Raw genomic sequence first — 13,386 nt, 5'->3', positions numbered from 1 at the left:
CAAAAGACGACGAAGATTAAGCGATAGTACGTTGGATCTCGATAATCTCGAACACTTCGATCATATCGCCAACGCGAACGTCGTTGTAGTTCTTAACGCCGATACCACATTCCATGCCGTTACGGACTTCGTTAACGTCATCTTTGAAGCGACGCAGGGATTCCAGCTCGCCTTCATAGATAACCACGTTGTCGCGCAGAACGCGGATTGGGTTGTGACGTTTAATCGTGCCTTCGGTAACCATACAGCCTGCGATAGCGCCGAATTTCGGTGATTTGAACACATCACGAACTTCAGCCAGACCAATGATCTGCTGTTTCAGCTCCGGAGACAGCATGCCGCTCATCGCTGCTTTCACTTCGTCGATCAGATGATAGATGACGGAGTAGTAACGCAGATCCAGGCTTTCAGATTCGATAACTTTACGTGCAGAGGCATCAGCACGGACGTTGAAGCCAACCAGAATCGCGTTGGATGCCGCAGCCAGGGTCGCGTCGGTTTCGGTGATACCACCTACGCCAGAACCGATGATCTTCACTTTGACTTCGTCGGTAGACAGTTTCAGTAAAGAGTCGGAAATCGCTTCTACAGAACCCTGAACGTCAGCCTTCAGGACGACGTTCACTTCGTGAACTTCGCCTTCGGTCATGTTAGCGAACATGTTCTCGAGTTTAGATTTCTGCTGACGAGCCAGTTTGACTTCACGGAATTTGCCCTGACGATACAGTGCAACTTCACGGGCTTTCTTCTCGTCACGAACGACAGTAACTTCGTCACCTGCAGCCGGAACACCGGACAGACCGAGGATTTCCACCGGAATGGACGGACCTGCTTCCAGTACTTCCTGACCCAGTTCGTTACGCATAGCACGAACGCGACCGTATTCGAAGCCACACAGTACGATGTCGCCTTTGTGCAGCGTACCTTCACGCACCAGTACGGTAGCAACCGGACCACGACCTTTATCCAGGAAGGATTCGATAACCGCGCCGCTCGCCATGCCTTTACGCACAGCTTTCAGTTCCAGTACTTCGGCCTGCAGCAGGATAGCATCCAGCAGTTCGTCGATACCGGTACCCGCTTTCGCAGAAACGTGAACGAATTGGCTCTCGCCGCCCCACTCTTCCGGCATGATGCCGTACTGGGACAGTTCGTTTTTAACGCGATCCGGATCCGCTTCCGGCTTATCGATTTTGTTGACTGCAACCACCACCGGCACACCCGCCGCTTTCGCGTGCTGGATAGCTTCGATGGTCTGTGGCATCACGCCGTCGTCTGCTGCAACAACCAGAACAACGATATCCGTTGCCTGAGCACCACGAGCACGCATGGAGGTAAACGCGGCGTGACCCGGGGTATCCAGGAAGGTGATCATACCGTTGTCAGTTTCAACGTGGTACGCACCGATGTGCTGAGTAATGCCGCCCGCTTCACCAGAAGCCACTTTCGTGGAACGAATGTAGTCCAGCAGGGAGGTTTTACCGTGGTCAACGTGACCCATGATGGTCACAACTGGTGCGCGCGGTTCAGCCGCAGCACCGGTGTCACGGTCGCTCATTACCGCTTCTTCCAGCTCGTTTTCACGACGCAGGATAACTTTGTGGCCCATCTCTTCGGCAACCAGCTGTGCGGTTTCCTGGTCGATGACCTGGTTAATGGTAGCCATTGCGCCCAGTTTCATCATCGCTTTGATGACCTGAGAGCCTTTAACTGCCATTTTGTTCGCCAGATCGCCAACGGTGATGGTTTCGCCGATCACAACGTCACGGTTAACGGCCTGAGCTGGCTTCTGGAAGCCCTGCTGCAGAGCGGAACCTTTACGCTGCTTACCGCCTTTACCGCCGCGAACCGCTGCACGTGCTTCCTCACGGTCAGCTTTAGATTCAGCGTGTTTGTTGCCTTTCTTCGCCGGACGCGCTGCTTTAGTGCTGCGAGTACGACCACGACCGCCTTCGACTTCACGATCGTTCTCGTCTTCAGCCTGGCGAGCATGCTGAGAAGTGGTGACGTGATAATCGCTGGTGTCTTCGACAGGTTCAACGTTATTCACACCATTTTTCTCGTTTTCTTCCGCCATACGGCGAGCTTCTTCCGCTACGCGGCGCGCTTCTTCTTCAAGCTTGCGACGTGCTTCTTCTTCCGCTTTACGCTTCAGTTCTGCGGCTTCATTTTCACGGCGGGCTTTTTCGGCCTGGGCGGTTTTAGTCATATCGTCGGTCTGTTGATTGCTCACTTTGTCTTTTTCCGCAGCTTCACGTTTCGCTTTATCAGCGGCTTCACGCTTAGCTTGTTCTGCGGCCTCACGTTCGGCTTTTTGTTGCGCCTCGCGTTTGGCAGCTTCTTCTGCCTCACGACGGGCTTGCTCTTCCGCTTCACGCTGCGCCTGCTCTTCCGCGGCAAGGCGTTCAGCCTCTTGCGGATCGCGTTTCACAAAGGTGCGTGTCTTGCGGACTTCGATTTGTACCGATTTGCTTTTTCCACCGGTACCTGGAATATTGAGAGTACTGCGCGTTTTACGCTGCAATGTCAACTTATCCGGCGCTGAGCCGTTTTCACGGTTCAAATGCGCCAGTAAGGTTTGTTTCTCTTGTGCGGACACAGAGTCGTCAGCAGACTTCGGGATACCGGCATCAGCAAATTGCTGTACCAGGCGATCCACGGAAGTCTGTATCTCTGCAGCCAGCGTTTTTACGGTTACATCTGTCATACTGTTCCTTCCTGCTACAGTTTATTACGCTTCGTCGCCGAACCAGCAAATATTACGGGCAGCCATAATCAGCTCACCGGCTTTTTCGTCGGTCAACCCTTCGATATCAGCCAGATCATCAATGCCCTGTTCAGCGAGATCTTCCAGCGTACAAACACCACGGGCCGCCAGTTTGAAGGCCATCTCACGATCCAATCCTTCCAGATTCAGCAGATCGTCAGCCGGTTTGTTATCACCGAGGCTTTCTTCCTGGGCCAGTGCCAGAGTGGTCAGTGCGTTTTTAGCACGCTCGCGCAGCGCTTCAACGGTCTGTTCATCCAGGCCGTCAATTTCCAGCAGCTCTTTCATTGGCACGTAGGCCAGTTCTTCCAGCGTCGCAAAACCTTCTTCCACCAGAACGGTCGCGAAATCTTCATCGATATCGAGATATTTGGTGAAGGTATCGATGGCTGCATGTGCTTCAGCCTGATGCTTCGCCTGCAGGTCATCAACGGTCATCACGTTGAGTTCCCAACCGCTCAGTTGTGAAGCCAGGCGGACGTTCTGACCATTACGTCCAATCGCCTGAGCCAGGTTACCGGCTTCAACCGCGATATCCATGGTGTGCTTGTCTTCATCCACCACGATAGAAGCAACGTCTGCTGGCGCCATTGCGTTAATCACGAACTGCGCCGGGTTATCATCCCACAGGACGATATCGATACGCTCGCCGCCCAGTTCGGTAGAAACCGCCTGAACGCGCGCACCGCGCATACCAACACAGGCGCCGACCGGATCAATACGCTTGTCGTTGGTCTTAACGGCGATTTTCGCACGCGATCCCGGATCACGGGCAGCCGCTTTAATTTCGATAACTTCTTCGCCAATTTCCGGTACTTCAATGCGGAACAGCTCAATCAGCATTTCCGGTTTGGAACGGGTTACAAACAGCTGCGCACCGCGCGCTTCCGGGCGTACAGAGTACAGAACACCACGAATACGGTCACCTGGGCGGAAGTTTTCACGCGGGAGCATGTCTTCACGCAGGATAACAGCTTCAGCATTGCTGCCCAGATCCAGAGAAATGTTGTCGCGGTTTACTTTCTTTACCACACCGGTGACGATTTCGCCTTCGTGTTCGCGGAACTGATCGACAACCATTGCGCGTTCAGCTTCACGTACTTTCTGTACGATAACCTGTTTCGCGGTCTGGGTGGTGATACGGTCAAAGGTGACAGATTCAATCTGATCTTCAACATATTCGCCCACGTTCAGACTTTCGTCTTCGAAGCGTGCCGCTTCCAGCGTAATTTCTTTGGTCGGCTGAGTAACTTCTTCTACGATTACCCAACGACGGAAGGTATCGAAATCACCGCTTTTACGATCGATTTCTACGCGAACGTCGATCTCTTGCTCATATTTTTTCTTTGTTGCTGTAGCCAGCGCACTTTCCAGTGCTTCAAAAATTTTCTCGCGTGGCAGCGCTTTTTCGTTGGATACGGCTTCAACAACAGCCAAAATTTCTTTGTTCATCGCGGGCTTTTCACCTCAATCCAGACTGTTAAAAGTGGGGAACCAGGTTCGCCTTCTGGATATTACTCAGCGCGAACACTTCATCTTTGCCTTCGACTGTGACCGTGATCATCTCACCGTCCACCGCTTTGATAACGCCCTGCCATTTACGACGGTTTTGTACCGCCATACGAAGAACCAGCGTGACTTCTTCACCCAGGAAACGCACGTAGTGTTCAGCTGTGAACAGAGGACGGTCGAGACCCGGAGAGGAGACTTCCAGGTTATAGGCAACGGTGATTGGGTCTTCGACATCCATCACGGCGCTTACCTGATGGCTCACATCAGCACAATCATCAACATTGATGCCATCTTCACTATCAATATAGATGCGCAGTGTGGATGTGCGACCACGAATAAATTCGATGCCGACCAGTTCGTAGCCCAGGGCTTCAACTGGCGCTGTAATCATCTCTGTTAATTTTTGCTCTAATGTGGACAAGCCCACCCCCAAGACATAAAAAAAGGGCCTAAAGCCCAGTTATTCTGTAGTCAGATAACAAAAAACCCCGATAAATCGGGGCTTTAGATAACTGAACCCTATAACCGCACCTGCGGTTCGGAGAACCTTCCGAAAGAATTTTTTTCAAATCCAGCTACGAAGGCCTAAGTCTTCACAGTATATTTGAAAAAGAACTCTAAGGGAAAGTGGTTGCGGGGGCCGGATTTGAACCGACGACCTTCGGGTTATGAGCCCGACGAGCTACCAGGCTGCTCCACCCCGCGCCTGAAACGTGGCAAATTTTACTCGTTTTGGGTAAAAAATGCAAATACTGCTGGGATTTGGTACCGAGGACGGGACGTAAAATCTGCGCACAGTATATTGATTCACTATGCGTTATGTCAACCTTGTTACGACTATGCAAATCAATGAATGCTGCCCAGCGCTAGCCCAGCAAGATAAATATGCCAGCCACGCCGTTATTTAACGAAATTATCACTAAACTCTTCCTGTCATCCAGAAAAGATGATTAAATGAAAACTCATTTATTTTGCATAAAAATGCAATTAGCATAATAAGCGACCTCTTCACCAGTCTATCAAGCAGGGTTTTATTTTATGACGACGATTCTCAAGCATCTCCCGGTAGGTCAACGTATTGGTATCGCTTTTTCCGGCGGCCTGGACACCAGTGCAGCACTGCTGTGGATGCGACAAAAAGGGGCTGTCCCATATGCATATACTGCGAATTTGGGCCAGCCGGATGAGGATGACTATGACGCCATTCCTCGCCGTGCAATGGAATATGGTGCTGAGAATGCTCGCCTGGTAGATTGCCGTAAGCAGCTCGTTGCCGAAGGGATCGCTGCCATTCAGTGCGGTGCATTCCACAACACCACTGGCGGACTGACCTACTTCAATACCACCCCGCTGGGCCGTGCCGTGACCGGCACCATGCTGGTTGCCGCCATGAAAGAAGATGGCGTAAATATCTGGGGTGACGGTAGCACCTATAAAGGTAACGATATTGAACGTTTCTATCGTTACGGTCTGCTGACCAACGCCGAACTGCAGATTTATAAACCATGGCTGGATACCGATTTTATCGATGAACTCGGCGGTCGCCATGAGATGTCCGAATTTATGATTGCCTGTGGTTTCGACTACAAGATGTCCGTTGAGAAAGCGTACTCAACAGACTCCAATATGCTCGGGGCGACCCACGAAGCAAAAGATCTGGAATTCCTGAACTCAAGCGTCAAAATCGTCAACCCAATTATGGGCGTGAAGTTCTGGGATGAGAGCGTGAAGATCCCGGCAGAAGAAGTGACCGTGCGTTTTGAACAGGGTCATCCGGTTGCACTGAACGGTAAAACCTTCAGCGACGACGTTGAGATGATGCTGGAAGCCAACCGTATCGGCGGCCGTCACGGTCTGGGTATGAGCGATCAGATTGAAAACCGCATCATTGAAGCGAAGAGCCGTGGCATCTACGAAGCCCCGGGGATGGCATTGTTACATATCGCATACGAGCGTTTGCTGACCGGTATTCACAACGAGGATACCATCGAGCAGTATCACGCACATGGTCGCCAGCTTGGCCGTCTGCTGTATCAGGGCCGCTGGTTCGACTCTCAGGCGCTGATGCTGCGTGACGGTCTGCAGCGTTGGGTTGCCAGCCAGATTACCGGTGAAGTGACGCTGGAACTGCGCCGTGGTAATGACTACTCGATCCTCAACACCGTATCTGACAATCTGACTTATAAACCAGAACGTCTGACGATGGAAAAAGGCGATTCCGTATTCTCTCCGGACGACCGTATCGGTCAGTTGACCATGCGTAATCTGGATATCACCGATACCCGCGAGAAGCTGTTTGGCTATGCGCAGTCTGGTCTGCTGACCGCTTCTTCCACAACCGGCCTGCCGCAGGTTGAGAATCTGGAAAATAAGGCGAAGTAAAGATACACCATCTTAAGGCCGCGAAAGCGGCCTTTTTTATGTGCGGAATATAGCTCTGCGGCCCTGTAGGTCGGATAAGGCGTTTACGCCGCCATCCGACATTATTACAACGCCTGATGGCGCTATGCTTATCCGACCTACAGGACAGCCAAAAATAACAGACGAAAAAAAAGACGCTTTGCAGCGTCTTTTTTTTGGAATTTGGTACCGAGGATGGGACTCGAACCCACAAGCCCGTTAGGGCACTACCACCTCAAGGTAGCGTGTCTACCAATTCCACCACCTCGGTACAGAATACTTAGCGTGGGATATCGCTGGTCGGCTGAGCCGGAGCAGCTGGCTGAGTTTGCTCGGTTTTCGCCGGTGCACTCAGATTTTCCCACTCACTTCCTTTATTGGTCTTATTGCTGTTCATGTTACCCAGCACCAGACTGATGATGAAGAACAAGGTTCCCAATACAGCTGTCATACGGGTCATGAAGTTACCAGAACCACTTGAACCAAACAGAGTACCAGAAGCGCCTGCGCCAAAAGAGGCTCCCATATCAGCGCCTTTGCCTTGCTGCAGCATGATCAAGCCTACCAGGCCAATTGCCACAATAAGGAAAACTACTAAAAGAGCTTCGTGCATAATCAACCTGTTCCTTGCGGAGTTGCCGCGTACAATGCTTCGACCATTAAAGCGGGAATATTTACTGTTTCCCACTGAAGCGGGTGTGAATACTAACCAAAGCGAATAACCTTCGCAAGGGCAATTTGTTAGCATTGTATCAACTGCAGAAAAAATCGCCACATCAATCAAAAACGCAGCAACTTCTCCCAGCATCTCTGCATGACGGCGCGTTGATCGTCAAGATTCGCCCATACCACAACAGGGATTTCACAAATCAGGTCTGCATTTTCTGGCCAGCAGTGAATAATTTGCTGATTCACCAACTCTTCCGCCACCATCGATTCAGGTAACCAGGCCATTCCCATATGGCGCAACACCATTTCTCGTATCGTTTCGCTTAAACCACTCTCAAACACTTTTTTCAACCGTGGTCGCACTCGTTGTTCTGCCAGCTCAATAATACGTCTGACAAAGGTATAGTCGCTGTAACATAGCCAGGGGATCGGGGTATGCGGATCGTCCAGCGTATCCACCAACTGTGCAGAAATCACAGGAATAAATCGCTCATACCGCCATAGTGAACGTTTTAACCCTCCGGCAATCTCCAGCCCTGGTTGTGAAGAGGGTAAATCGTAAGTCACCAGCATATCAATTTGCCGGTTTATCAGGGCATTGAAGTGGTTGTCTATCCCCTGGATACTGGCGTTTACCGTAAAGTTTAACTGCGGCTCACTCTGTCGCAGGTAGTTGATCATATCCGGCAGGATATTCACCGACAGCGTATGCAGGCTGACCATCACCAGCGTGTTATCCGTTGCTGGCGTCATCGCCGACAGCTCATGGCGTGCCTCTGTTAACGTACTGAGGACGTGCCGGGCATAAGGTTCAAAGCGTTCACCATAGCGCGTCAGCGTGACGGGGGTCGTTGTCCGATCAAACAAAGGCACGCCCAGCACCTCTTCCAGCGACTTTATACGCCGACTCAGCGCAGGTTGAGTAATATGCCGCTGCGCCGCGGCCTGAGAGTAGTTTCCATGCTGGCTCAAGGCCAGAAAATCTTCCAGCCACTTACAATCCACGTTGTGCTCTCCGCCATGCCATAACCGCATCCTCCAATAACAAATCGGTAATAGTCATAGTTATAGTAATGGCTTTATGGTGGGCATCATAACAACAATATTCCGTTTCACCTGCCGACTCTCACCTTCGACGTTTGACAGGACCGCTATGTTTACTTTATTGACCAATGCCCGTGTTTTTTCTCCTGAGGATTTAGGCCTCTGCTCCCTGCTCATTCATGCCGACCGAATTGTGGCGGTAGAAAAAGATATTTCACTGTTTGATGGCGTCAACGAGGTCATCGATTGTCGGGGTAAATGGGTTATCCCTGGCATCATCGATCAGCATGTTCATCTTACCGGTGGCGGTGGCGAAGCCGGATTTGCCAGTCGGACACCCGCCGTCAAGCTGCGCGATCTGATTCAGGCGGGTATTACCACGGTGGTTGGCGTGTTAGGCACCGATGCCATTTCTCGTTCGCCCAAAGACCTCTACGCTAAAATGCAGTCTCTCAACCTTGAGGGATTACGCGCGTTTATGCATACGGGAGCCTACGCCGTTCCCAGCCCAACCATTACGCGATCCATCCGCGATGATATGGCCTTCATTCCGGCAATTCTTGGTGTAAAAATCGCCCTCGCCGATCACCGCGGCTCTTACCCCTCTTTCCAGGAGTTGCTGAGGATAGTGAGCGATATTCGCGTCGCTTCCCTGCTGGCAGGGAAAAAAGGCTTGCTGCATGTGCACCTGGGGAATCTGCCGGAAGGGATGTCGCAACTTATTGAGTTGTGTGATGCGGGTATTCCGATTCACCATATTTCACCGACCCATGTTGCAAGAACAGAGCCCTTGTTCGAACAGGCTATTGCTTTCGCCCATCGTGGCGGCCATATCGATGTTACGTCTGGTGGCAGTCGTTTTATGCCTCAGGAGCAAGCGATTCTCCACGCACTCGAAGCACAGGTTCCGGCGGAGCGCATCACGATCAGTTCTGACGGCAATGGCAGCGTTCCGCGCTTTAACGCTCAGGGTATCGTTGAAGGTTTAAGCGCGGCACCGGTCGCAGGCAATCTTAACCTACTTCCTCGCCTGATTGATGTCGGTATTCCGGTGCCGCAGGCCATCGCAATGCTGACGGCAAACGTTGCACGCTCGCTGGGTATTTCCGGGGGCGTGCTCTGCGCCGGAGAACGTGCCGATATCTGTGTACTCAATGATGACCTCTCGCTGGCCCATCTGTTTGCCGCGGGTAAACCGTTGCTGCGGGATGGCGAGTGCCTGGTTACCGGCAACTTCGAGTAAGGGGGCAAGAATGTCATTACTACTGGCGCTAATCGCCATCATTTTTGCCGGACGTCTGATCCTCAAAAAATATCACCCCCAGTCGGTACTGTTATTGACCGGGATTGTGCTGTTGCTTATCGCGCATTTTAGTGGAATGACCTCACTCAGTGGTCTGGTGAAAAAGAGCACCGGATTTGGCCCCTTTGACGCCTTTGAGTTTATCCGCGATACCCTGAGTGTGCGTCTCGGCGGCCTCGGGCTGCAAATTATGCTGATTGGTGGTTTCGCCACGTACATGTCAGCCATTGGCGCAAGCCAGGTACTGGTTCGGGTAACATCTCGTCCTCTACAACGGCTGAACTCGCCTTATCTGCTGCTGGGACTGGCACTGCTATTAGGCCAATTCCTGTCGCTGTTTATCAGCAGCGCCACCGGATTGGGTCTGCTGTTGATGGCGACGCTTTACCCATTGCTTACCCGTCTTGGCTGTAGCCGCGCCGCAGTTGCCGCAGTTATCGCCAGTACCTGTGCGGTTGAGTTTGGCCCAGGATCCGGCAACTCGGTTCTCGCCGCCAAAACCGCAGGTATTGAGGTGGTGAACTATTTTGTGCAGGATCAGTTGCCGATCGTTGTGCCCGTCATTCTTTTCATCGCCCTGTTGCATATTGTTGTGCAACGCTTTTTTGACCGTCGGGAAAGTGGCGACAATGCAGCTCAGCAGATGCAGACATTAACGGCAACTGATGAAGCCGACGCACCTATCGCCTGGCTGTTTCTGCCCATGCTGCCGCTTGTATTGATGTTGGTGTGCAGCGATTTAGTATTTAGCTCGCTTAAGATTACGCTGGATACCGCCGTACTGATAAGCCTCGCTATTACGCTGGTTTGTGAGTACTGCCGTCATCGCAAGGCGCGCGAGGTGATGGCTGGCGTACAAAAGGTTTTCGACAGCATGGGCAGCGTTTTTGCCACCGTCGTGACGCTGATTATCGCCGGTGAAGTTTTTTCCGCCGGGCTGAAAGCCATTGGCGCCGTCGACGCGCTGCTGTCGCTTTCTGGCGAATTTGGCCTCAGCGCCGCCTCTATTATCCTGCTGATGACCCTAATCACCTTCGCAATTTCAGCGCTGATGGGCTCCGGGAATGCGGCATTTTTCTCCTTCGCACCCATGGTGCCGGACATCAGCCGTCATATCGGTAGCGATATCGCAGTCATGATGTTGCCTATCCAGATATCGGCGGGTATTGGTCGTACGTTATCGCCGATTGCCGGCGTCATCATTGCTATCGCAGGGATTGCAGGCGTCTCGCCTGTGGATATTGTTAAGCGCACCGCGATTCCGATGCTGGGCGGTTGGCTACTGATGATTGCGCTAACCTTTGCCCGGTCTGGGCATTTGCTGGCGGTTCTGCCGTGGCTGGCAGTCCTTGTACTACTGATGGTCGGTGGTTACTTCTGGCAGCGCCGACGTAAACAGCCGCTTGCCGTACAGTAAAAAAAAGCCGGAGTCTCAGACTCCGGCTCTCACTTTCTTCGGGATTACGCCGCTTTCACAGCATCGGCAATACGGTGGGCGAATTCAGTCACCTGCGCTTCGTCTTCACCTTCAACCATCACACGAATTAACGGTTCGGTACCAGACTTACGCAGCAGGACGCGTCCACGGTTACCCAGCGCCGCTTCCACTTCCGCCATCACCGCTTTCACGTTTTCATGTTCCAACGGATCGCCGCTACCTGCGGTGTAACGTACGTTAACCAGCAGCTGTGGGAACATTTTCATGCCGCTGCACAGGTCGTGCAAACTCATATGGTTGCGCACCATCGCCGCCAGCACCTGCAGGCCCGCCACGATGCCGTCACCAGTGGTGGTTTTGTCCAGCAGGATCACATGACCAGAGTTTTCGGCACCGATACGCCAGCCTTTTTCCTGCATTTTTTCCAGCACATAGCGGTCGCCAACTTTCGCCCGAGCAAAAGGAATACCTAGCTGTTTCAGCGCCAGCTCGAGGCCCATGTTGCTCATCAGCGTACCTACCGCACCACCACGCAGCTGTCCCTGACGCAGGGCTTCACGGGCGATGATGTACATGATCTGATCGCCATCGACCTTATTGCCTTCGTGGTCAACCATAATAACGCGGTCGCCATCGCCGTCCAGCGCAATACCCAGATCGGCTTTTTCCGCAATCACGCGCGCCTGCAGGGCACGGACGTCAGTGGCGCCGACTTCTTCATTGATGTTCACACCGTTTGGCTCACAGCCAATGGCAATCACGTTTGCACCCAGCTCACGCAGTACATTTGGTGCAATGTGGTACGTTGCACCGTTAGCGCAATCCACCACAATTTTAAGCTCACTCAGACTCAATTCGTTCGGGAAGGTGCCTTTGCAAAACTCGATATAGCGACCGGCAGCATCAACGATACGGGTAGCTTTACCCAGTTCAGCCGAGTCCACGCAGGTGATCGCTTTTTCCATTTCGGCTTCTATAGCTTCTTCAACCGCATCCGGCAGTTTGGTCCCATCGATGGAGAAGAATTTAATCCCATTGTCATAGAATGGGTTGTGCGAAGCGGAGATAACAATCCCGGCCTCAGCACGGAAAGCACGCGTCAAATAAGCAACGGCAGGTGTTGGCATTGGCCCTGTGAATGAGGCTGAGAGTCCGGCGGCTGCCAGGCCCGCTTCCAGCGCGGACTCCAGCATATAGCCGGAAATACGCGTATCTTTACCGATAATAATTTTACGTGACCCATGACGAGCCAGCACTTTCCCTGCAGCCCAGCCCAGCTTGAGCACAAAGTCAGGAGTAATTGGGGCATCACCTACGCGACCGCGGATCCCATCAGTGCCAAAATATTTACGATTACTCATAGCGTTTTTTTTCCTTTGCAGACAATGTGGCTTCCACCACACGCATCGCTTCTACGGTTTCTTTGACGTCATGGACACGAACGATCTGCGCCCCCTGCATTGCGGCAATCACCGCGCACGCAAGACTACCGCTCAGACGTTCAGATGGCCCCACATTCAGTAACTGACCGACCATTGATTTTCGTGACATCCCAACCAGCAGCGGCAGATTAAAATGATGAAACTCCGCCAGACGTGCCAGTAATGTGTAGTTGTGAGTGAGATTTTTACCGAATCCGAACCCGGGGTCGAGCAACAATTTATCTTTTGTGATTCCAGCCCGCTCGCAACGTGCTATTTGCTCAACAAAGTAACGATCTACCTCAGCAAAAACATCCTCATACTTTGGCGCTTCCTGCATGGTTTTCGGCTGCCCCTGCATATGCATCAGGCAAACCGGCAATCCGGTCTCCGCTGCGGCTTCCAACGCTCCAGGCTCCGAGAGTGAGCGAATGTCATTGATGATATGCGCGCCAACCCTGGCGCATTCGCGGATCACTTCGGGCTTTGAGGTATCAACCGAAATCCACACTTCAAAACGCTGAGCAATCGCCTCCACCACAGGGATCACTCGCTGCAACTCTTCTTCCACACTCACATCAGCCGCGCCCGGACGCGTGGACTCACCACCCACATCAATGATAGTCGCCCCGGCGTTAATCATCAGGTTTGCGTGTTTTACCGCCTCAACCAAAGAGTTGTGCGCTCCACCATCGGAAAATGAGTCTGGCGTGACGTTCAAAATCCCCATGACGTGCGGATGGCTGAGATCCAGTGAAGAACCCTGAGCAAAGAGTTTCATAGTTTTATCCCTGGTAAAATCTTGAATATGCAGATAAGAAAAACCCCGGAG

The 13,386-nt window shown here is 52.3% G+C and carries 10 protein-coding genes and 2 tRNA genes; 3 read left to right on the top strand and 9 right to left on the bottom strand.

Annotated elements, in window-relative coordinates:
• Nucleotides 1-16 precede the first annotated feature (16 nt).
• From infB to GUC46_RS02640, 4 genes are all read right to left on the bottom strand, one after another.
• Nucleotides 17-2,707 carry a translation initiation factor IF-2 gene (gene infB, locus GUC46_RS02655; RefSeq protein ID WP_003844847.1) on the bottom strand — a complete coding sequence of 897 codons (2,691 nt, stop codon included), beginning with the start codon at nucleotides 2,705-2,707 and terminating at the stop codon, nucleotides 17-19.
• A gap of 24 nt (nucleotides 2,708-2,731) precedes the next feature.
• On the bottom strand, nucleotides 2,732-4,219 hold the full coding sequence (nusA, locus tag GUC46_RS02650; RefSeq protein ID WP_003024992.1) for a transcription termination factor NusA: 1,488 nt from the start codon (nucleotides 4,217-4,219) through the stop codon (nucleotides 2,732-2,734).
• A 28-nt stretch (nucleotides 4,220-4,247) separates the two neighbouring features.
• Nucleotides 4,248-4,700 carry a ribosome maturation factor RimP gene (rimP, locus tag GUC46_RS02645; RefSeq protein ID WP_003024996.1) on the bottom strand — a complete coding sequence of 151 codons (453 nt, stop codon included), beginning with the start codon at nucleotides 4,698-4,700 and terminating at the stop codon, nucleotides 4,248-4,250.
• 207 nt (nucleotides 4,701-4,907) lie between these two features.
• Nucleotides 4,908-4,984 (bottom strand) — tRNA-Met (locus tag GUC46_RS02640).
• A 333-nt stretch (nucleotides 4,985-5,317) separates the two neighbouring features.
• Here GUC46_RS02640 and argG point away from each other — a divergent pair.
• Nucleotides 5,318-6,661 (top strand): argininosuccinate synthase, encoded by a 1,344-nt coding sequence (gene argG / locus GUC46_RS02635; RefSeq protein WP_003024998.1) that lies wholly within the window; start codon nucleotides 5,318-5,320, stop codon nucleotides 6,659-6,661.
• A 202-nt stretch (nucleotides 6,662-6,863) separates the two neighbouring features.
• Here argG and GUC46_RS02630 read toward each other — a convergent pair.
• The 3 genes from GUC46_RS02630 to GUC46_RS02620 form a co-directional block, all read right to left on the bottom strand.
• Nucleotides 6,864-6,950 (bottom strand) — tRNA-Leu (locus tag GUC46_RS02630).
• 9 nt (nucleotides 6,951-6,959) lie between these two features.
• Entirely contained in the window at nucleotides 6,960-7,292 is a 333-nt protein-coding gene (gene secG, locus GUC46_RS02625) for a preprotein translocase subunit SecG (RefSeq protein ID WP_003025000.1), read from the bottom strand.
• Nucleotides 7,293-7,459: 167 nt separating this feature from the next.
• Nucleotides 7,460-8,353, bottom strand: coding sequence for a LysR family transcriptional regulator (locus GUC46_RS02620; RefSeq protein WP_003844846.1), 894 nt, complete (start codon nucleotides 8,351-8,353; stop codon nucleotides 7,460-7,462).
• A gap of 148 nt (nucleotides 8,354-8,501) precedes the next feature.
• Between GUC46_RS02620 and iadA the strand changes: the two genes are divergently transcribed.
• Nucleotides 8,502-9,635 carry a beta-aspartyl-peptidase gene (gene iadA, locus GUC46_RS02615; protein ID WP_003025004.1) on the top strand — a complete coding sequence of 378 codons (1,134 nt, stop codon included), beginning with the start codon at nucleotides 8,502-8,504 and terminating at the stop codon, nucleotides 9,633-9,635.
• A 10-nt stretch (nucleotides 9,636-9,645) separates the two neighbouring features.
• Nucleotides 9,646-11,112 (top strand): C4-dicarboxylate transporter DcuC, encoded by a 1,467-nt coding sequence (gene dcuC, locus GUC46_RS02610; protein WP_003025006.1) that lies wholly within the window; start codon nucleotides 9,646-9,648, stop codon nucleotides 11,110-11,112.
• A 44-nt stretch (nucleotides 11,113-11,156) separates the two neighbouring features.
• Here the strand turns inward: dcuC and glmM are convergent, their stop codons facing one another.
• Complete coding sequence (gene glmM / locus GUC46_RS02605; RefSeq protein ID WP_003025008.1) at nucleotides 11,157-12,494, bottom strand: phosphoglucosamine mutase; 1,338 nt, start codon at nucleotides 12,492-12,494, stop codon at nucleotides 11,157-11,159.
• Nucleotides 12,487-13,335 carry a dihydropteroate synthase gene (gene folP, locus GUC46_RS02600; protein ID WP_003025010.1) on the bottom strand — a complete coding sequence of 283 codons (849 nt, stop codon included), beginning with the start codon at nucleotides 13,333-13,335 and terminating at the stop codon, nucleotides 12,487-12,489. The genes glmM and folP overlap by 8 nt, the downstream gene beginning before the upstream one ends.
• Nucleotides 13,336-13,386 lie beyond the last annotated feature (51 nt).

The sequence above is a fragment of the Citrobacter sp. LUTT5 genome (assembly GCF_009905315.1).
GTDB classification, from domain to species: Bacteria; Pseudomonadota; Gammaproteobacteria; order Enterobacterales; family Enterobacteriaceae; genus Citrobacter; species Citrobacter freundii.
Note: the sequence above shows the minus strand (reverse complement) of the source record. Positions and strands in the feature narration are given on the sequence as shown.

Excerpts from the sequence above, each read along its gene's own strand:
- infB (WP_003844847.1), bottom strand. The coding sequence starts at position 2,707 with ATGACAGATGTAACCGTAAAAACGCTGGCTGCAGAGATACAGACTTCC.
- nusA (WP_003024992.1), bottom strand. The coding sequence starts at position 4,219 with ATGAACAAAGAAATTTTGGCTGTTGTTGAAGCCGTATCCAACGAAAAA.
- argG (WP_003024998.1), top strand. The coding sequence starts at position 5,318 with ATGACGACGATTCTCAAGCATCTCCCGGTAGGTCAACGTATTGGTATC.
- secG (WP_003025000.1), bottom strand. The coding sequence starts at position 7,292 with ATGCACGAAGCTCTTTTAGTAGTTTTCCTTATTGTGGCAATTGGCCTG.
- iadA (WP_003025004.1), top strand. The coding sequence starts at position 8,502 with ATGTTTACTTTATTGACCAATGCCCGTGTTTTTTCTCCTGAGGATTTA.
- dcuC (WP_003025006.1), top strand. The coding sequence starts at position 9,646 with ATGTCATTACTACTGGCGCTAATCGCCATCATTTTTGCCGGACGTCTG.
- glmM (WP_003025008.1), bottom strand. The coding sequence starts at position 12,494 with ATGAGTAATCGTAAATATTTTGGCACTGATGGGATCCGCGGTCGCGTA.
- folP (WP_003025010.1), bottom strand. The coding sequence starts at position 13,335 with ATGAAACTCTTTGCTCAGGGTTCTTCACTGGATCTCAGCCATCCGCAC.